Origin of the sequence: Pelosinus sp. sgz500959, assembly GCF_042610375.1 — a bacterium.
GTDB lineage: Bacteria > Bacillota > Negativicutes > DSM-13327 > DSM-13327 > CTSoil-075.
This window is the reverse complement of sequence record NZ_JBGJZL010000002.1, coordinates 300,681-321,368: the sequence shown is the minus strand read 5'-3', so window position 1 is coordinate 321,368 and position 20,688 is coordinate 300,681. Positions and strand designations below refer to the sequence as shown.

Annotated in this window: 18 protein-coding genes and 1 riboswitch; of the genes, 17 read left to right on the top strand and 1 reads right to left on the bottom strand. The window is 40.3% G+C overall.

The features are described from left to right. Positions 1 to 39: 39 nt before the first annotated feature. From ACAN52_RS04200 to nagE, 17 genes are all read left to right on the top strand, one after another. Complete coding sequence (locus ACAN52_RS04200) at positions 40 to 1,392, top strand: MATE family efflux transporter (RefSeq protein ID WP_378952707.1); 1,353 nt, start codon at positions 40 to 42, stop codon at positions 1,390 to 1,392. 134 nt (positions 1,393 to 1,526) lie between these two features. Then, a complete protein-coding gene (locus ACAN52_RS04195; RefSeq protein WP_378952704.1) occupies positions 1,527 to 3,074 on the top strand; it encodes an ABC transporter substrate-binding protein in 1,548 nt (515 codons plus the stop codon). Further along, complete coding sequence (nikB, locus tag ACAN52_RS04190) at positions 3,025 to 4,014, top strand: nickel ABC transporter permease (protein WP_378952701.1); 990 nt, start codon at positions 3,025 to 3,027, stop codon at positions 4,012 to 4,014. Before ACAN52_RS04195 ends, nikB begins: the two co-directional genes overlap by 50 nt. 77 nt (positions 4,015 to 4,091) lie before the next feature. After that, a complete protein-coding gene (gene nikC / locus ACAN52_RS04185) occupies positions 4,092 to 4,844 on the top strand; it encodes a nickel transporter permease (protein WP_378952698.1) in 753 nt (250 codons plus the stop codon). Beyond that, positions 4,822 to 5,673: an ABC transporter ATP-binding protein gene (locus ACAN52_RS04180; protein WP_378952695.1), complete on the top strand. Its 852-nt coding sequence runs from the start codon at positions 4,822 to 4,824 to the stop codon at positions 5,671 to 5,673. Before nikC ends, ACAN52_RS04180 begins: the two co-directional genes overlap by 23 nt. Then, entirely contained in the window at positions 5,651 to 6,457 is an 807-nt protein-coding gene (locus tag ACAN52_RS04175; RefSeq protein WP_378952692.1) for an ABC transporter ATP-binding protein, read from the top strand. Before ACAN52_RS04180 ends, ACAN52_RS04175 begins: the two co-directional genes overlap by 23 nt. A 34-nt stretch (positions 6,458 to 6,491) precedes the next feature. After that, entirely contained in the window at positions 6,492 to 7,004 is a 513-nt protein-coding gene (locus ACAN52_RS04170; RefSeq protein WP_378952689.1) for a GNAT family N-acetyltransferase, read from the top strand. Positions 7,005 to 7,037: 33 nt separating this feature from the next. Then, positions 7,038 to 8,357, top strand: a complete 1,320-nt coding sequence (locus ACAN52_RS04165) for an S-layer homology domain-containing protein (RefSeq protein WP_378952686.1) — start codon at positions 7,038 to 7,040, stop codon at positions 8,355 to 8,357. Between the two features lie 91 nt (positions 8,358 to 8,448). Beyond that, positions 8,449 to 8,630: riboswitch (cobalamin riboswitch) on the top strand. A gap of 170 nt (positions 8,631 to 8,800) precedes the next feature. Further along, on the top strand, positions 8,801 to 10,963 hold the full coding sequence (locus ACAN52_RS04160; protein WP_378952683.1) for a methylmalonyl-CoA mutase family protein: 2,163 nt from the start codon (positions 8,801 to 8,803) through the stop codon (positions 10,961 to 10,963). Beyond that, positions 10,963 to 13,149: a methylmalonyl-CoA mutase gene (scpA, locus tag ACAN52_RS04155; RefSeq protein ID WP_378952680.1), complete on the top strand. Its 2,187-nt coding sequence runs from the start codon at positions 10,963 to 10,965 to the stop codon at positions 13,147 to 13,149. Before ACAN52_RS04160 ends, scpA begins: the two co-directional genes overlap by 1 nt. A 2-nt stretch (positions 13,150 to 13,151) precedes the next feature. Then, positions 13,152 to 14,318, top strand: coding sequence for a methylmalonyl Co-A mutase-associated GTPase MeaB (meaB, locus tag ACAN52_RS04150; RefSeq protein ID WP_378952677.1), 1,167 nt, complete (start codon positions 13,152 to 13,154; stop codon positions 14,316 to 14,318). Between the two features lie 194 nt (positions 14,319 to 14,512). Further along, a complete protein-coding gene (locus ACAN52_RS04145; protein ID WP_378952674.1) occupies positions 14,513 to 15,244 on the top strand; it encodes a GntR family transcriptional regulator in 732 nt (243 codons plus the stop codon). A gap of 39 nt (positions 15,245 to 15,283) precedes the next feature. Further along, positions 15,284 to 16,165, top strand: coding sequence for an N-acetylmuramic acid 6-phosphate etherase (murQ, locus tag ACAN52_RS04140; RefSeq protein ID WP_378952671.1), 882 nt, complete (start codon positions 15,284 to 15,286; stop codon positions 16,163 to 16,165). Then, the gene (nagA, locus tag ACAN52_RS04135) at positions 16,162 to 17,304 is read left to right on the top strand and encodes an N-acetylglucosamine-6-phosphate deacetylase (RefSeq protein WP_378952668.1); all 1,143 of its coding nucleotides are present in this window, start codon (positions 16,162 to 16,164) and stop codon (positions 17,302 to 17,304) included. Before murQ ends, nagA begins: the two co-directional genes overlap by 4 nt. A gap of 1 nt (position 17,305) precedes the next feature. Continuing rightward, on the top strand, positions 17,306 to 18,052 hold the full coding sequence (nagB, locus tag ACAN52_RS04130; protein WP_378952666.1) for a glucosamine-6-phosphate deaminase: 747 nt from the start codon (positions 17,306 to 17,308) through the stop codon (positions 18,050 to 18,052). Positions 18,053 to 18,094: 42 nt separating this feature from the next. Beyond that, on the top strand, positions 18,095 to 18,577 hold the full coding sequence (locus ACAN52_RS04125; RefSeq protein ID WP_378952663.1) for a PTS glucose transporter subunit IIA: 483 nt from the start codon (positions 18,095 to 18,097) through the stop codon (positions 18,575 to 18,577). Between the two features lie 39 nt (positions 18,578 to 18,616). Further along, positions 18,617 to 20,014 carry an N-acetylglucosamine-specific PTS transporter subunit IIBC gene (gene nagE / locus ACAN52_RS04120; RefSeq protein ID WP_378952660.1) on the top strand — a complete coding sequence of 466 codons (1,398 nt, stop codon included), beginning with the start codon at positions 18,617 to 18,619 and terminating at the stop codon, positions 20,012 to 20,014. A 97-nt stretch (positions 20,015 to 20,111) separates the two neighbouring features. On the opposite strand, the gene ACAN52_RS04115 is transcribed toward nagE, so the two are convergent. Continuing rightward, entirely contained in the window at positions 20,112 to 20,660 is a 549-nt protein-coding gene (locus ACAN52_RS04115) for an NADH peroxidase (protein ID WP_378952657.1), read from the bottom strand. Between the last annotated feature and the right edge of the window lie 28 nt (positions 20,661 to 20,688).

The window sequence follows — 20,688 nt, the reverse complement described above, 5'->3', positions numbered from 1 at the left end:
CAACCATTTCTACCATCCAATAAAATCACGGAGGGGTTAATGAAGCAATCTATAACAACTATTACTCTGCATGATCACAAAATTTTTCTGGCTTTAGCCATACCATTGATTATTTCTTTTATTTCTACACCATTATTAGGGGTTGTAGATACTGCTATTATGGGACGTTTTCCCCAAGCCGCCTATATTGGTGGTGTATCCATTGCCGTGCTTATTTTTAATACCTTGTATTGGGTATTAGGTTTTTTACGCGTCAGTACTGCTGGGTTCAGCGCCCAAGCGTTCGGTCTTGGCGACAAGCAGGCTATAGCTCTATCTCTGGTAAGACCAACGGTGATTGCTCTTTGCCTTGGTATATTGATTGTTGTATGCCAATGGCCGATCAAAGCTGTAGCTTTCATTCTATTAGCTCCTAATGAGACAATAGGTTCCTTAGCTAGTACGTATTATAATATTAGGATTTGGGGGGCGCCTTTTGTACTGATCAACTATGTTATCAATGGTTGGCTGATGGGCGTGGCAAAAGTTAAACTTTCCTTGTTTTTGCAAGTACTAATGAATCTATTAAATATTTTGTTTGCGGTGATTCTGGTTGTGGGCTTTGGTTTGAATGCAGATGGTGTGGCAGCAGCAACCCTTATAGCGGAATTTGCTACAGCATGTATTGGAGTTATGATGATAAGAAAAATGCAAATGGTAAGTTTTAGCGGGCTTTCTCTTTTAAAATTCTTTAATCCAGCAACCTTCATCGACATGATGAAAGTGAATCGGGATCTTTTTATAAGAACCATATGCCTTCTTACTGTATACAATCTTATTGCTGTATATGGCATCAGGTATGGGGATACGATTTTAGCAGTAAATGCAGTACTTATGCAAGTACATTTTGTTATGGCTAATTTGCTTGGCGGCATTGCCAATGCCAGCACGGTTTTTGTAGGCCAAGCCATTGGTGAAAAAAATCAAGAGCTTTACTTTAAAACAATTAAGTTAACAGCCATCTGGAGCGGTTTGACGGCTGTACTGCTTGCAATCAGCGTTATCCTTTTCCAAGAACCTTTAATTCATCTATTTACAACGATCACGGATATTCAGCAGGTAGCAAAAAGTTATATTTATTGGATTGCCCTATTCCCACTGGTTGCTTTTTGGGGATTGCAGCTTTATGGCATTTTTGTTGGAGCTACGGTAGCTGTTCCGATTAGAAATTCCATGATTTATTCTCTTATCTTTTTCTTTGCCTGTTTGTGGGTTGGAGTACCTAAATTAGCCAATCACGGTGTATGGTTAGCTTTTACTGTATTTAGCTTAGGGCGGTCTTTATTTTTATGGATATATTTACCGAATCTGAATGGGCATGTCCTAAAGTTAGATACGGATACCAGCTCTTAGTTTGAGCTGCTGGTTGGTATCGACCCTCATTTGTGTCAGTGTAGCAGTCTTTATTCCGTAGGAGCTTAAGTTTCAATGGTATCCTACTGTTTAAAATAAAAAATAATATTACATAACAAGAAAGGTGAAGAAAAATGAAAAAACGTTCTTATCTATGGATGGTATCCCTATTGATGGGGTGCTTGATGTTATTTGCAGCTGGTTGTTCTTCTGACAAAAAAACCAGTGGTGATGGAAAGGAGAAAAGCATCAACTTTATTACGGTTTGGCCAGCTAATACGATGGATCCCCATCGGTGTCACTTTAGTTTTATATTGAATTCCGGCACTATGGAGACACTCGTTGGACTGGATCCAAAAACAACAGAACTTTATCCTTGGCTGGCAGAAAGCTGGAAGTCTGAAGATGGTCAGCACTGGGAATTTAAAATTCGTAAAGGAGTCAAATTCCATAATGGAAAAGAATTGACTCCACAAACGGTCAAGGCTAGCCTAGAACGCTCGATTGCAGTAAATCCTGGTGTAAAAGCCTCGTTAAAAATTGCCTCGATCGAAACGTCTGGTGATATTTTAAAAATCACTACGGAAACTCCCTATGCGGCTCTTCCGTCGGAATTAGTCCACTACAACACGGTTATCATCGATGTGACTGCTCCGGAAGATAAACCTCCCATCGGAACTGGTGCATTTATGTTTGCAAGTTTTGACATAACCAAAGGTGCGGAGTTGGTGAAATTTCCTCAATATTGGAATGGTGTAGCTAAGCTAGATCGGGTTATGCTAACGTTTAACGATGATGCGAATGCCCGTCTGTTGGCACTGCAATCTGGTGATGCTGACATCATTTATCGTCCTGCTTTAGAAAATTTGCCAGCTTTGCGCAAAGATGACAAGCTAGTTGTGGAGAGCGTTCCCGGCAAACGGGTATACCACTTGCTTTATAATTATGTTGGAAAAAATAAGGATTTGTGGGCCAATGAAGAATTCCGCAAGGGGATAGATGCTCTTATCAACAGGCAGGAGATTGTTGACAAAGTTATGGGAAAAGAAGCCGTTGTAGCTGCTAACCCTTTTCCTGGAAATTATCCTTTTTCGCCGGAATCTAAGCCACATGTGTATGGTATAGCTGAAGCATTAAAACACTTTGAGGCCGCTGGTCTGACAGTGCAGGATGGGAAAGTTCTTAAGGATGGTCAGAGTATTAAACTGCGAATGGCAACCTATATCGCTCGTCCAGAACTTCCTCAAATTGCTCAAATCGTTCAAGCTTCAGCGAAACAAGTAGGAATCGAAATGGAAATCAATGTAGCAGATAACATTGATGAATACCTGCCCCAAGGGAATTGGGATTTGGTAACGTACTCTCTACTAACGACAACCCGGGGGGATGGGGCTTTTTTCTTAAATGCTGCTTTTTCACCTAAAGGGGTGCAGAATCATGGTCGTCTCAATGTGCCTGAATTGACTGCTTTGCTTGAAAAATACAACCAGACCATCGACGCAAAAGAACGGCATCAAATTGCCAAAGAAATCGCCAGTATGATTGAAGAGCGAGCTTATAATGCCTATATTACATCTCCTTATGAAACGGTTGCTTACCGAAAAAAAGTGAAAGGTTGGGTGACTCCTTCAAATGAATTTGAGTTCCAGATGGTTACCAAGGATTTGGACTTGGCACAGTAACAGTTGGCTGATTCGTCGCCTAGGTGAAGGGATGCTTCTTTTGTGGATTGTCTCACTGGTTAGCTTTGGAATTGTGCAAGTAGCTCCAGGAGATGCGGCTTTATCACTTCTCCGAGTAGATTCCGTCGCTGTGACTATCGAACAAGTAGAAGCGCTAAGGCAAGAAATGGGAATGAATGATCCGATCTATAAGAAGTATTTTCACTATATGGGGAAGTTACTGCAACTAGATCTAGGAGAATCAATCATGACGGGACGTTCTGTAGTGACAGAACTTTCCCGCTCTTTTCCTACCACGTTTTTATTGGCTGGATCTTCCTTAGGGCTGACAGTCATGATCGTCGCTATTTTTGGTTCTTTATCCGCTCGCTATGCTGGGAGCGGGATCGATAAGTTCAGCACTGGATTTTGCCTCATGGGGGCTTCGATCCCTACATTTTGGCTGGGCTTGCTACTAATTGATCTCTTTGCGGTTCGTCTGCACTGGCTTCCAGCAGTAGGAATGGCCAATGGAAAAGGTCTTATTTTACCGTCTTTTGCTTTGGCCATTGCCATTGCACCGCCATTTATTAAAATTTTTCGCAATAGCTTGCTTGATTGTGCCCGTCAGGAGTTTATTCGAGCGGCCCGTTCTCGAGGAATTTCCGAAAGGGTAATTTTTATGCGGCATATTTTAAAAGGCAGCTTGATCCCCGTGGTGACTATTTTAGGAGTCAGCCTAGGCAGTGTGCTAGGAGGGTCAGTAGTAATCGAAGTGATTTTTGGCCTCCCTGGCATCGGCAAGTTGGCGATTGAAGCCGTCACTCGTCGTGATTATGCCATCATTCAAGGGTTTGTATTATCCATTGGTATTTTAATTTTTTTGATTAATTTAGCAGTAGATGTATCCTATCGTTACTTAAATCCAGCAATTTCTTTGAAGGAGGCTGAACGTCGATGAAATGGAATTTTTCCTGGAGCGTCTGGCTGACGAGTGTCTTTCTGCTCATTATTTTGTTTGGCCCTTGGCTGGCACCAATGGATCCTAATGTAGTTGATCTTTCTATCCGTCTTCAAGTACCGAGCTGGGACCATTGGCTAGGGACTGATCAATTAGGACGGGATCAGCTTTCCCGAATTCTAACAGGGGGGCAGACTACAGTGGGAATTAGTTTGCTCGCTTTGGCACTGGCCATTTTGGTCGGAGTGCCAATCGGACTTTTTGCTGGTTATTGGGGAGGGCGAGTAGATTGGGCGCTAATGCGTCTAGTGGATGCGTTCATGGCTTTTCCCGAATATATCGTTGCCATTGTAATTAGCGGCCTCTTGGGCTCGGGTTTCTTTAACTTGCTGTTTGCCATTCTCATTGTGAAATGGGTCGGTTATGCTCGGCTGGTACGCAGTGTGGTGTTTCAAGAAAAGTCCAAAGACTATTTGTTAGTCGCTAAAATTAGCGGTGCTGGTAGCTGCGCTACTCTTTGGCGTCATTTGATTCCTCATGTGATCGGCCCGGTTCTGGCTTTGGCAACCCTCGATATCGGCAAGGTGATCTTGTTGGTAGCTTCTCTTTCCTATATTGGCCTTGGTATCCAGCCACCTCATCCAGAGTGGGGATCTATGCTCAACGAAGGTCGGGCCTATTTCGCTCGAGATTCTTACCTGATGATCGTGCCTGGAGTGGCTATCTTTTTAGTTGTATTTGTCATGAATATACTAGGAAATCGCTTAGTAGAAAAATTCGGTTCAGACCGCCGAGAGGAGGATAGAGATGGAATTACTAACAGTTTGTGATTTAAACATCTTCGGTTCTGATCATTGTTCCTTGGTTCATGGTATCAATTTTTCCATTCGGGCTGGTGAATGGTTTGCTCTGATTGGCGAAAGCGGTAGTGGTAAAAGTATTAGCGCTTTTGCATTGGCAGCTCTATTGCCAGATGGACTACGGCGAGAAGCAAAGGAGATAAAGCTATTAGGTCAAGATTTGACTCGCCTTTCGGAAGCAGAACTAAGAAAAATTCGAGGTACAGATATAGCTTATGTATTTCAGGATTATCAAAGTGCTTTCACGCCGTACTTTACTTTGGGAAAGCAGATGGATGAAGTCATACAGACCCATCGGGATTGGAGTAAAGAGGAGAGAAAGAAGAAAGCCTGGACTGCTCTTAATGAAGTGGGACTGGAAGGACAAAAAGTATATCAGCGTTATCCTTTCCAACTCAGTGGTGGGCAGCTCCAGCGAGCTGCTTTGGCGTTAGCAATGATGATGGAGCCTAAACTATTGATTGCTGATGAACCTACTACTGCTCTAGATGCTATGAGTGCTGCGACAGTGCTGTCACTCATAGCCCGGCTAAAAAATGAAAAAGGCTGCGCCGTGCTTTTCATTACTCATGACTTACGCTGCGTTCGTCGTTATGCAGACCGGGTTGCTATTATGCAAAAGGGCCTGATTGTAGAAACTGGCACAAAGGAAGAGATACTCAAAAATCCGCGAGAAATCTACACTCGCAATCTACTCGCTTCCGTACCGCCCCTTCGCAATGTACCTAAGCGCCTTCCCGTCTTGGGAGAAGAAGGGTTGGGAGGAGGTGCTCTTTATGCCGCTAATTCAAACTTCTAATTTGAAGCATCCAGAAGTATTGAGGGTGAAGAATATCTGGAAAACCTATCATGGAGGCCATCAGGCGATCAAAGGTATTTCTCTTGCCATTGAGCAAGGAGAATGCCTAGGTCTGGTTGGTGAAAGTGGTAGTGGTAAAAGTACTTTGGCTCGTTGTCTGTTGACATTGGAACGGATGGATAAAGGGGCAATTTGGCTGAATGGCCATCCCCTCCATGAATTGACGTCTTCTAATCTTCGCCAAGCTCGCCGGGAAATGCAGGTGGTTTTTCAGAATCCGTCGGCTTCATTTAATAGTAAATTGACGATTATGGACTCTCTTTTGGAACCAATACGTTGCCAAAATAAAGGGTGTCCCAGCTTTTTAGGAAAAATAAATGAGAACGAGCGAGAAATAGCAGGTAAATTACTAGAAAAAGTTCACTTGTCACCAAGCTACTTGGACCGCTATCCCTCAGAACTTAGCGGTGGTCAAAAACAGCGGGTAGCGATTGCCCGCGCAATTAGTGTAGAGCCTTCCCTAATCGTGCTGGACGAGCCGACGGCGAGTTTGGACGTATCCATTCAGGCCAGGGTACTCAATCTGTTAAAAGATCTTCAAGAAGAATTGGGGCTGTCTTATCTCTTCATTTCCCACGACCTTAGCGCCGTTCACTTTATGAGCCAGCGTTTGATCGTTATGCAACATGGAGAGATCGTGGATTTTTGTGCAGGAAAAGAACTTTTTGCACCAGAGAGGCATTCTTATACCAAACAGTTACTGACGCTTTTTGACGTGAACTGAGTTTTTATCTTATTAGAAAAGGAGGTTGTTCCCTGTGCAAAAGCAAGACCTGGTAATTCGGGCTATTCGTGAAGCCGATATTGATGCTGTGCAAAATTTCTTATTAGGACAGCTTCAAGAACTGTTTGCCCAAGAAGGTCAGTTGGCTATAACCAATGATATTTGGGGGATCAGAAAGACATATTTAGAACCTATAAATTGCAACATGTGGGGAGTATTTACGCGGTTAGGTGAAGTTGTCGGTACTGCAGCAATTTGTACCTATAATGATCGGATTGAATTGCTGAAAGGGCGATATGATCTGCCTATTACGGCGGAAGTAGGGCGTTTTTATATTGACAAGAGTTTAAGACGGCAGGGGCTAGGGTCTAATTTGGTCAAAACCCTAACTGACTTTTGTATAAAGCAAGGGTACCTTATCATGTATCTTCATACTCATCGGTTTTTGCCTGGGGGATTTAACTTTTGGGAAAAACAAGGATTTGTTATCACGATTGATGAAGGTGGCAGTGCCGAAATCGTTCATATGGAGAAAATACTAACATAAAGTATCGGAATAAAAAACTAGGGGAGAATTTACATGAATCAAAAAATTGCTTTTGCTTTAGGTACTGTATTCAGTTTGAGTGTTGCGACTACTGGATTCGCAGCATCTGCTAATTTATTTGCGGTTATACCTGAACATCACTGGTCTTATAGTGCAGTTAATGAACTCGCGAAATCAGGTATTATCAATGGTTTTGGTGGTGGTATTTATCAAGAGAATGTGCTTCTAACGCGCTGTGAAATGGCTGCTATCGTAGCAAAAGCTATGGCAAAATCAGACAAAGTTAATGGGACGGACAAAGCTATCATCGAAAGTTTACAGGCTGAATTTGCTCCCGAGCTTACCATGGGCATGGGGAGTAATAATACAATAGATAGCCGTCTTGAAAAATTAGAAAAAAGTAATCCTAGGATAAAGATGACAGGAGATGTACGAATCCGTTATCAAACAAATTGGAACCAAGGCGCTAAAAATACAGATAGCAAAAATACTACCCGTATGCAAGAGCGAGTCCGCTTGAATTTCACCTCAGATGTTGCTGATGATTTAACTTTTTTTGGACGTCTTAATGCAACCAATACTTCTAATCAATATAAGAAGGCTAGTGATAGTTCTAAAACTTCACAATCAAGTAGTCCAACCTTTGAGCGGGCAGAATTACAATGGAAGAATGGGCAGCTGACTACTTCCTTGGGGCGGTTTTTGCCCTTTTTGGGGCAAGGGATTATCTGGGACTCTAATTCCATTGATGGAGCAATGGCTACCTATGATTTTGGCAAAGCTCAATTGTTTGCTGGGTATGGTGATCTGGCTGCCTACACCGGAAGTGGCTCAACGACAAATGCATTTCTTGCAAATCTTAAAGTAAAAGTAGCAGACAATACTAACATTACGATAGGGCATTTGAATACCATGACAAATGCTGTCGGTTATAACCTTGAGCAAACAGCCTATGGATTCAATACAAAAATCAATGATCTTACCATTACAGGTGAATATGTAAAAAATGCTGATAGTCATTTGCCAGCGAATGCGCAAGATCATGGTTATTGGGGAAGAGTCTTATGGAAAGGTATAGATAATAGCAAACCAGGAACCTTTGGTATTAGTGTTGATTATTTAAACTTAGGAAATTACGCTGTTGATTCTACTAATAACCCAGGAACTTTAGTCATAAATAGCGGTAATGGTATCGGCGGTGACGGCGCGCAAGGTTATGGCTTTGGTGTACAATATGTATTTGCAAAAAATGCTAATGTAGAAGCAAGATATTATAATTTAAAACCATATGATCCCTCTACTTTTAGTAGCTATAAATCTTCCTATCATCTCATTACAAACTTCAGGTTCTAAAAAACAGATATGAGTGTATTTTTATATGTATATAATCACTTGACAAAATGAAAACTTTATTATAGAGTAATAATCAGATACTTTGTGAAAAATTTCATATGATGATATAGGTGCCCTTCGGGGCTTAATAGGGAAGTTGGTTCAAAGCCAACACGGTCCCGCCACTGTAATGAGGAGCAAATCCATAGTATACCACTGAGAATGAATTCTTGGGAAGGTTTGGATGCGCAATGATCCAGAGTCAGGAGAACTGCCTATATAGCAATCACCGTTTGACCTGCGAGAGATGGGGAGGAGATTTACACGCAAAATTTGCGTTATTTCGTCCCGGCTGATATTTTCAGCCGGGATTTATTAAGTATAATTTAACATTTGCGTATAACTCTCAGCCTGTGCTGAGAGTTTTTTATTTTGCCAAAATTAGTGAAATGAAAGGTGATAACATGGAAAAACAAAATGAAAATTTAGCTGATGATAAACCTCAAGAACGTTTTTTTGCTGAATTCCCTTACCCTACCTATGAAGAATGGCGAGCTGAATCTGAAAAATCTCTCAAAGGAGCTAATTGGGAAAAAAAGCTAATCACTCAAACCTATGAAGGCATTGCATTGCAACCTATGTACCGCATGGAAGATATTGAAGAAATAGAGCATTGCCATTCCCTGCCGGGTAGTTTTCCTTTTGTCCGTGGGACAAAAAGTGCAGGTTATTTAGATAAGCCTTGGGATATTTCCCAGGAATGCTCTGAACCTTTAGCGGATGTATTTAATCAAGTACTACAGCAAGAACTTGATAAGGGGGGAACTGGGATTAATGTAGTCTTAGATCAGGCTACGCAACTGGGAATAGATGTTGATCAGGCTGATGAACATCTCATAGGAAAAGGATTATCTTTATCAACATTAGATGATCTGCAGCGAGCTTTTATAGGGATTGATTTAGAGAATACTCCTTTATTTATGCCTGTAGGTACTTCTGGTATTCAGATGGTTAGTTTGATGATGGCTCTTATGAAAGCCAATGGGCAAGATGATCATAAGTTAAGAGGATGCATTGGAGTCGATCCCTTAGACCAACTCGCAAGGACAGGTGAACTTCCTGATTCATTGGATACTCTGTATGATGAAATGGCAGGACTGATGACATGGGTGAATTATAATAATTTAAAATTTAGAACGATTTTAGTAAAAAGCCAAGCCTATCATGATAGTGGTGCCAATGCTGTACAAGAGTTGGCATTTTCCCTCGCTACAGGCGTTGAATATTTGCGGAGTATGCAAGAACGAGGAGTTCCAATTGATGTAGCTGCAAAACAAATCTGTTTTTCTTTCTCTGTTGGTACTAAATTTTTTATGGAAATCTCTAAATTACGGGCCGCACGTATGTTATGGGCTCAGATTGTCAAAGCTTTTGGCGGTAATGAAGAAGGGCAAAAAATGGTGATTCATGCTCGCACGTCTGCCTTTACAAAAACAGTGTATGATCCTTACGTCAATATGTTACGTACGACAACAGAGGCTTTTTCTGCAGTAGTAGGTGGGGTTGATAGTTTACATGTAGGATATTTTGACGAAGCAATACGTCCAGCTGACACCTTTTCCCACCGTATTGCTCGTAACACTCAGATTGTACTACAACAAGAGTGTAATTTAACTCAACCGATTGATCCAGCTGGCGGATCTTGGTATGTAGAGAAATTAACCAGTATGATTGGGGAAAAAGCTTGGGAACTCTTTCAAGAAATCGAAGGCGCTGGTGGTATGTTTCAATCCTTACTACAAAAAATACCTCAGGAAAAAATCGAATTTATCGCTAAAAAACGCGCTGAAGGATTTGCTAAACGTAAGGATGTCATTTTGGGAACTAATATGTACCCAAATTTGTTGGAAAAACCATTAGATATTCCTCAATTTGATTATGCTGATTTCAAAAAACAACGTAGTAGTGAATTGTATACATATCGTAATGATATGGACGAACAAGAATGTGAACGTCGAGTGAGGACCTTAGACAAAGTTGATAGAGGAATGGCCGTTATCACTGATGTCGTGATTCAAGCTATCTTTAATGGAGCCACCTTAGGAGAAGTTACCAATAGTATCCGCAAAAATAATGGACGAAAAACAGTGGTCACCCCACTCGTTAGCCATCGAGCCGATGAACAATATCGGACATTACGAGAACATACAGAGGCTTATAAAAATCGAACAGGAAAAAATCTAGAGATTTTTTTAGTCAATATGGGACCTATTCCTCAACATAAAGCACGAGCTGATTTTGTAAGCGGCTTTTTAGAAGTCGGTGCTTTTAAAATGTTAAGAAATGATGGTTTTAAAACAATAGACGATGCCATCCACGCTACCATTGAGTCTGGTGCACCTGTTGCTGTTATTTGTTCTACAGATGTTACTTATCCCGAACTGGTTCCAGCATTAGCTAAAGGAATCAAAAAACATAGACCGGATATAACATTGTTCTTAGCAGGTCTTCCTCCCGCGGATTTACAAGATCTATATAAAGAAGCTGGTGTTGATGATTTTATTCACATTAAGGCAAATTGCTACCAGATTCTTGCGAAACTGCAAAAAGAAAGAGGGATTATATAATGCTCATAAAGCCAGATTTCACTAAAATTCCCTGCCAAAAAAATTGGATAGCTTCTGATTTTGCAGAATGGCAAATGCAAATACAAGGCGATAGTGGTAAATTACTTGATGAGTTAGAATACCGAACTATGGAACAAATTAATTTGAAACCGCTCTATACAAAGGCTGATTTAGCAGGCATTGATCATCTGCCCTATGTAGCAGGCATACCACCTTTTTTGCGTGGGCCTTATCCTAATATGTATGTCTCTCGTCCTTGGACCGTACGTCAGTATGCAGGGTTTTCGACGGCAGAAGAAAGTAATGCTTTCTATCGCCGAAATTTAGCAGCTGGGCAAAAAGGTTTATCCATTGCTTTTGACTTAGCCACTCATCGTGGTTATGATTCAGATCATCCAAGAGTTGTAGGGGATGTGGGAAAAGCAGGAGTTGCCGTAGATTCTATTTTAGATATGGAAATTTTGTTTTCTGGTATCCCCTTAGATAAAATGTCAGTCTCCATGACTATGAATGGTGCAGTATTACCAGTATTGGCTTTTTATATCGTAGCAGCGGAAGAACAAGGGGTTAAGCAGGAACTTTTGACAGGTACCATTCAAAACGACATCTTAAAAGAATTTATGGTGCGTAATACGTACATTTATCCGCCAGAGCCATCGATACGCATTATTGCTGATATTTTTGCCTATACCTCAGAGTTTATGCCTAAATTCAATAGTATTAGTATATCAGGTTACCATATGCAAGAAGCGGGTGCCACAGCTGATATTGAACTAGGCTATACTCTAGCCGATGGTCTGCAGTATATCAAAACAGGTATTCAGGCAGGTATGCCTGTGGATGTTTTTGCACCACGCCTTTCTTTCTTCTGGGCTATTGGCAAGAATTACTTTATGGAAGTCGCTAAGATGCGCGCTGGTCGACTATTATGGGCAAAAATCATCAAACAATTTGATCCCAAATTAGCTAAATCCATGGCTCTGCGTACCCACTCTCAAACTTCGGGTTGGAGCCTGACAGAACAAGATCCATTTAATAATGTAGGAAGAACATGTATGGAAGCGATGGGCGCTGCCCTTGGTCATACACAATCTCTGCATACTAATGCACTCGATGAAGCCATTGCCTTGCCAACGGAATTTTCAGCACGAATTGCCCGTAATACACAAATCTACATTCAAGATGAAACCATGGTATGTAATGTTCTTGATCCTTGGGGTGGCTCTTATTATGTAGAAGCATTGACAAATGAATTGGTGAAAAGAGCTTGGAGTCATATTCAAGAAGTAGAAGCATTAGGCGGTATGTCTAAAGCAATTGATACGGGTCTGCCGAAGATGAGAATCGAAGAAGCCGCTGCTCGTCGTCAAGCTCATATTGATTCAGGTAAAGAAACGATTGTGGGTGTAAACCGATATCGCTTAGAAAAGGAAGATCCTCTTGATATCCTTGAAGTGGACAATACTGCAGTACGTCTGTCGCAAATTCGCCGTTTGGAAAAACTTCGTAGTAATCGAGACCAAGAGAGAGTCCAACGTTCTTTAGAAGCCATTACAAAATCTATGGAAACGGGAGAAGGAAATCTTCTGGCACTTGCCATTGAAGCGGCGAGAGCGAGAGCAAGTCTAGGAGAAATCTCAGATGCAATTGAAAAAGTTGCAGGACGGCATAAGGCGATTATTCGTTCCATATCGGGTGTATATAGCAGCGAATTTGCTGATGAAGAAATCATTGCTAAAGTGCGGAATATGGCTGATGACTTTGAGAAAAGAGAAGGACGCCGTCCACGAATTATGATTGCTAAAATGGGACAGGATGGTCATGATCGGGGAGCAAAAGTCATATCCACGGCCTTTGCAGATATGGGCTTTGATGTGGATATCGGTCCATTATTCCAGACAGCTGAAGAAACAGCCAAACAGGCTGTCGATAATGATGTTCATGTTGTAGGTATGAGTTCTTTAGCTGCTGGCCACAAAACCTTATTACCTCAATTGATTGGAGAATTAAAGAAACTAGGGCGCGAAGACATTATGGTTGTGATTGGCGGAGTCATTCCTGCTCAAGATTATGAATTCTTACGCGAAAGCGGAGCTGCTGCGATTTTTGGACCAGGCACCGTAATACCAGTGGCCGCTGAAAAAATACTAGAAGAATTGAAACGAACTATCCAGGATACGGATTGAAGATGAGTAATCAAAATCCTAACGATGACCGTAAGCCAGAATGGACTCCACCTGATTCCGGGGACGCTTTTGCGACCCGGGTCATGGGCGGAATTCCTAGTGTGCATGATGGTATGCCTAACCAAAGAACGCTACACGAACCAGTGCGCTCTAAATCTGCACGCCATAGACTGACTGTAGATGAATATGTTCAAGGTGTACTCAATGGAGAACGGGTCATTTTATCTCAGGCTATTACTTTAATTGAAAGCAATTTACCAGTTCATATGAAGATGGCCCAAGAGATGATAAAACAACTCTTACCTTATGGCGGAAAATCTATTCGTGTGGGAATTACAGGTGTACCAGGAGCCGGTAAAAGTACATTCATTGAAGCCTTAGGATGTCAACTTTGTGATGATGGACATAAGGTGGCTGTATTGGCTGTCGATCCTAGTAGTACAGTAACAAAAGGCAGTATTTTGGGGGATAAAACTCGTATGGAAGAATTATCCCGCAGGGAACGTGCTTTTATTCGACCATCACCTTCTAGCGGTACTCTAGGAGGTGTAACCCGTAAAAGTCGAGAAACAATTTTACTGTGTGAAGCGGCTGGTTATGATGTTCTATTAATTGAAACAGTGGGCGTAGGACAAAGCGAAGTCACAGTTCGATCGATGGTCGATTTCTTCATGCTACTCATGATTACGGGCGCAGGGGATGAACTTCAGGGAATGAAAAAGGGTGTCATTGAACTTGCTGATGCCATTGTTGTCAATAAAGCCGATGGAGATAACAAACAGCGTGCACTCATGGCAAAAGTGGACTATGATCGCATTCTTCATTATCTTCGTCCTGCCACAGAGGGATGGATGACGAAAAGTCATACTTGCTCAGCAGTAACAGGGGAAGGTATCGCAGATATCTGGAAGATAGTCGAAAAATTTCATAAAATTACTATGACATCTGGTATCTTCGCACAACGCCGTCGTACACAAATGCTAAGCTGGGTACATGCTATGGTGCAGGAGTATTTGCAGAAAATTTTTTTTAGTCATCCTGATATAGTCAGAAAATTACCTTTTATTGAAGAATCTGTTATGAATGGCACTCTTTCTGCTACTTTCGCTGTAAAAGAACTGATCAAATTTTTTGAAAAATCCTCTTTTCCTCATTCAAAAGATAGCTAAGTTTAATGATATTAAATAAGTAATCTATGAGAAAAATGAATATAAAACTGGGATAGCAGTAAGATGCTATCCCAGTTTTTATCTACTACTATCCTAAAAATTTCTTGCAATATTCTGATAAAATGCTAGAATGTAAATGTATAGACAATATAACAACATGTCAACATAGCATTGAAGGATAAAAGGTGATCATCATGAAAAAAGTGGATAAAGATTCTCAAATTCCTCTTTATTATCAATTAAAAAATATTCTTTCTGAGTTAATTGACAATGAAGAATTAAAAGCCAATGAGCTTGTTCCAACCGAACGAGAACTTTGTGAATACCATGGAATCAGCCGCATGACGGTTAGTAAAGCAATCGCAAGTTTGGTTAATGAGGGTCTCTTATATCGTGAGCGCGGTAAAGGAACTTTTGTTGTTAAAAATAAAGAAAAACATCCATTACAAAACTTACTTGGTTTTACTGAGGATATGAAACAACGTGGCATTAGCATGACAACTCAGATTATTTCTTTTCAACGAAGAATTCCTACAAAAAAAATGCAACAAGATTTACACTTAGGAACTCAGCAAGAAATATTTGAAATTGCACGATTGCGTAATGTAGACGATGAACCTTATGCTTTAGAAATCGCTCATATTCCTACTAGCTTATGCGAAGGGCTAACGGCTGAAATGTTAGAAAATAATTCTCTTTATCATATTTTAGAGAATAAATTTAACGTACAAGTTGACTATGGCCGGCAGACCCTTGAACCCATCTTAGTCAATGATTATGAGAGTGAACTACTGAAGGTAAAGCAGAAAACCTTGGCTTTAATGTTCTTGCGCCTTACTTATTCAAAACAAAATATTCCAATTGAAGTTACGCGATCGATTTATCGAAGTGATCGTTATAAATTTGAAATTATGTTGAAAAGATAACGTCTATCGTAAATGAAATAAGTAGTATGGAGGAGCGTTGTGGAAGATTGGAATCAGGATACCATTCATATTGATGAAGTGACGACTCTCGAAATGATAAAAATGTTTAATCGTGAAGACCAAAAAGTAGCGCTTGCTGTCGACAAGTGCAGTCCTATGATTGCAATTGCTGTCGATATGATCGTTCAAGCTCTCAAGAATGGTGGTCGACTATTTTATATTGGCAGCGGTACAGGAGGAAAGATAGGAGTACTAGACGCTACAGAATGTCCACCTACTTTTGGAATCCATGACAATATGGTCGTTTGGGTGATCTCTGGAGGAAAAGATGCGGTATCTGGTTGGCGAGAAGATACAGAAGATGATGAAGAATTAGCGGTGCGAGATTTAGCCGAAAGAAATTTTGGGTCGAGGGATATCTTAGTTGCAATTAGTGCTAGTGCTAACACTCCCTATGCCTTATCTGCCGTACGTTATGCTCATAATTTAGGTAGTAAAACCATTGGTCTAGGTTGTTCCCTAAAGGGAAAACTGGAAAAGCTGACTGATTGTTATATTGGCATCGATGTAGGCCCTGAAGTGATTATGGGGTCGACTCGTCTCAAAGGTGGTACAGCGCAAAAAATGGTGCTTAATATGCTTTCATCCTGTTCCATGATCAAACTGGGCAAGACCTATCAGAATCTAATGGTTGACGTTAGACCGATTAATATGAAACTCAAAAAAAGAGTACTGGATATTGTCATGCTGGCAACAGGTAAAGACGAAAGTCTTGCCAAACAAACTTTAGATGAAGTCGAAGGAAATACCAAAGCTGCCATTTTAATGCTAACGCTAAATGTAAATGCGCTGACAGTCTACACTCTACTAAAAAAACATGATGGATTTCTAAAAAAGGCAATAAAGGATGAACAATTGTGAAAGCAATCTTTAATGGAAAAATTATTACAGAACAAGAAATTTTAACCGATCATACAGTGATTTTTGATGAAACGATTATTGCAATTTTACCTGATACTGAATTGAGTCAGTATGAATGTTCCGAGAAATTTGATGCCGAAGGGCGTTATGTATCACCTGGATTTATTGATCTTCATGTACATGGTTGTAGTGGTTTTGATACCATGGATAATGAAGAAAATGCCCTCGAAATCATCCGTGATAGTGTACTTAAAACAGGTGTTACCGCTTTTTTGCCAACAACGATGACCATGACTCTATCGAAGATCACTCAAACCCTAAAGCGCATTCGGCACGCAATGGGCGAAATGAAGGGGGCCGAAGTTCTAGGTTGCCATCTGGAAGGACCTTTTATCAACGAAGTTTATAAAGGTGCACAGGATCAACGTCATATTATTATGCTTGATTTCGAAAAGATTCAGACATATAGCGATGTAATTAAAATTATTACCCTAGCCCCCGAAATAGCTACTGATGATTCCTTTATTCGAACTTGTGTAGAAAAGGGAATTGTCGTATCCATTGGACATAGTAATGCAACGTATGAACAAATGATGTCTGCCATTTCTGCGGGAGTATCTCATATGACACATACCTTTAATGCACTGCCGCCTCTCAATCATCGTCAACCTGGTGCGATTGCAGCTGCCATGGAGAGCGATCGCGTCGTTTGTGAACTGATTGTTGATAATATTCACGTACATCCAGCCATGCAACGACTTTTGCTGCGCAACAAAGGTCTCGACAAGATGATTTTGATTACGGATGCTATGCGAGCGAGTATGCTTGGCGATGGCCAATATGATTTGGGTGGGCAGCTCGTGACCGTCAGCAAGAATGAAGCAAGATTGGCAGATGGAGTCATTGCCGGTAGTGTATTATCCTTAAATCAAGCAGTGAAAAATTTTATGAACAATACAGACCTTGATTTAATCGACGCAATCCGATTAGTCACGATAAATCCCGCTCGGCAAATTGGTATTGCAAATACTAAAGGCAGTATTAAGCTTGGTAAACATGCCGACTTTGCTATTTTCGACGAGTCTTTAGAGATATTTGCCACTCTTGTGCGTGGTAATTTATTATACAGGAGGACCTAAAATGCGTGTTGTGATTGCAAAAGATTATGAAGATATGAGTCAACGAGCAGCAAGAATTGTGGCTGGACAAATCTATTTGAAACCCAATAGTGTATTAGGGCTTGCAACAGGCAGCACCCCAATCTCTATGTATAAGGATCTAATCCGTGTGCATAAAGAGGTTGGTTTAGATTTTTCAGAAGTGATCACCTTTAATTTAGATGAATATCTAGGCTTACCAATTTCAGATGAACAAAGTTATTACTATTATATGTTTCAAAATTTCTTCAATCATGTTAATATAAAAAAGGAAAATATTTACATACCCAATGGTATTATGGACGATGTCGAATTAGAATGTAAAAATTATGATGATAAAATTCAAAAGAAAGGAGGTATTGATTTGCAAGTTTTAGGCATTGGTACAAATGGACATATTGGTTTTAATGAACCTGATATTAAATTTGAAGCAACAACACACAAAGTAAAGTTGGATGATGAAACCATTAATGCCAATGCTCGCTTTTTTTCAACAATTGAGGAAGTACCAAGATTTGCCATTAGTATGGGTATTAAGACCATTATGCATGCCAAAAAAATCATTTTGTTAGCAAGCGGTGAAAATAAGGCAGAAGTTATTTTTCGTGCTCTTTTTGAAGGAATTACTCCAGAGGTCCCAGCATCGATCTTACAGCTTCATCAGGATGTTACTGTCATCGTAGAAGAAAATGCAGCACAACTATTAAAACCCAAATTATATCATTCATAAAAATAGAATTTTATCCATTTAACATTTTGAGGAGGTAAAAAGATGTTTGGCTTATTTAAAAAAGAGTTCAAGGTACTATCACCATTAAATGGTAAAATGGTTCCCCTCGAATCAGTTCCAGATCCTGTTTTCTCACAACGAATAGTGGGTGATGGGGTAGCAATTGACGATTTACAAGGTGATATTGCGTGCGCTCCTGTTGATGGTACGATTGTTCTTATTTTTCGCACTAATCATGCGTTTGCAGTTAAAATGAAAAATGATGTTGAGATTCTTGTGCATATCGGGATTGATACGGTAGAACTTAATGGGGAAGGTTTCGAACGTTTAGTCGAGGAGGGGAGTGTCGTAAAAGCTGGTGATCCTGTGATTCGTTTTAATCGTAATGTGATCGTAACTTCTGGTCGTTCCATCATTAGTCCTGTTATCATTACAACAAAAGAGAATATCGCTCAACTATCAGTAAATGTCGTTAAGCAAGTATCAACTGGTAAAGATGTTATTTTTTCCTACAAACTAAAGTAGTTTCTAACCATTTTTATTAAAAATAAGGAGGCCTATCTTATGTCAAATAGTATGTCTTATGTACAAAAACTTGGTAAGGCTCTCATGACTCCCGTCGCAGTATTGCCGGCGGCAGCTTTAATGCTGCGTTTAGGTGCCCCTGATATTTTGGCTTGGAAGTGGATGTTTGAAGCAGGGGATGCGATTTTTGCTAATCTTGCCCTTGTATTTGCAGTCGGTATTGCAATCGGTCTTGCAAAAGAAAATAATGGTGTCGCAGGCTTAGCGGCCTTGATCGGTTACTTTGTCTTAACAAAAGTAGCGATTAGTTTTGATAAAACTATTAATATGGGCGTACTAGCAGGTTTCTTCTCAGGTATCGTAGCTGGCTATCTTTATAATAAATACAATGATATTCGTTTACCGGATTTTTTAGGTTTCTTTGGCGGACGACGCTTTGTACCCATTATCACGTCTTTTTATATGTTAATTTTTGGTGTTCTGGCTGGTTATATTTGGCCAATGTTACAACATGGATTAAATGCTTTTGGTAATGCAATAGCAACTTCTGGATCATTTGGCGCATTAATTTTTGGTGTTTTAAATCGCGCTCTTATTCCTTTCGGCCTTCATCATGTAATGAATAGTCTAGTGTGGTTCCAATTTGGAACGTTCACTACAGAAGCAGGTAAAATTGTAACAGGTGATCTATCACGTTTTTTTGCCCAAGATCCTACAGCTGGCCTTTTCATGACTGGTTTTTTTCCGATTATGATGTTTGGCTTACCTGCTGCTTGCTTAGCCATGATTACGGCAGCGAAACCAGAAAAACGTAAATCTGTAACGGGTATGTTACTTGGTATTGCACTAACTTCTTTTTTAACAGGTATTACTGAGCCAATTGAATTTACCTTCTTATTCTTAGCACCAGCCCTCTATGCTGTTCACGCAGTATTAACAGGTCTTGCAATGTTCGTTACTGCAAGTTTAGGTATAAAATGTGGTTTTGGCTTTTCAGCGGGAGCCATTGACTGGGTTTTGAGCAAAGGAATTGCGACTAAGCCATGGGAATTACTAGGAGTCGGTTTAGTTTTTGGAGCCATTTATTATGTAGTATTTTTGACAGTCATTAAAAAATACAATCTGCCTACTCCAGGCAGAGAAGAGGATATAGGGGAAGAATCAGTAATACTAAAGGGTCTTAATCAATCCGATCTTACCCTCCGTGCGCAAGATATCATAGAAGCCCTAGGTGGCAAAACTAATATAGTCAACCTTGATGCCTGCATTACACGTTTACGTGTAGCAGTAAAAGATGGCGTTTTGGTCAATGAAAAAAAATTAAAGCAGCTTGGTGCAACTGGTGTCATGAAAATGAACAATACAAACTATCAAGTTGTCGTGGGTACAGTCGCCGATCCATTAGCGACACAAATCAATCAAGCCATGAAACTGTAATAGGGAATAGAGTTGTATCTTAACTCTAAACCATCATGCAATAGAAGCTCATATCCTCGAAAAATGAGGATATGAGCTTCTATTTTTTAAGTATGTATTATTTACTGAAGTGTCTGTCTAAAAGCCCTTTAAAGGCTGCGCCATGACGAGCTTCATCTTTACACATTTCATGTACAGTATCATGAATAGCATCTAGATTGAGTTGTTTAGCTTTTTTAGCTAAGCCTAATTTTCCTTCACAAGCACCATATTCGGCCTCAACGCGAAGTTCAAGATTTTTCTTAGTGGAAGGAAATACAACTTCACCTAATAATTCAGCAAATTTTGCAGCATGTTCGGCTTCTTCAAATGCAATTCTTTTATAAGCTTCTGCTACTTCCGGAAATCCTTCTCTATCTGCTTGACGACTCATTGCTAAATACATGCCGACTTCTGTACATTCACCGACAAAATTCATTCTAAGACCTTCAATAATTTCAGGATCAACACCAGCCGCAACACCGATTCTATGTTCATCTGCCCAGCTTAGGCCAGTCGTTGATTTTACAACAAATTTTTCACTAGGAGCCTTACATTGTGGACAGGATGTTGGAGCACCTTCGCCTTCATGAGCATAACCACAGATTGCACAAATAAACTTTTTCATAATAATTTCTCCTTGTTAATAACAATTA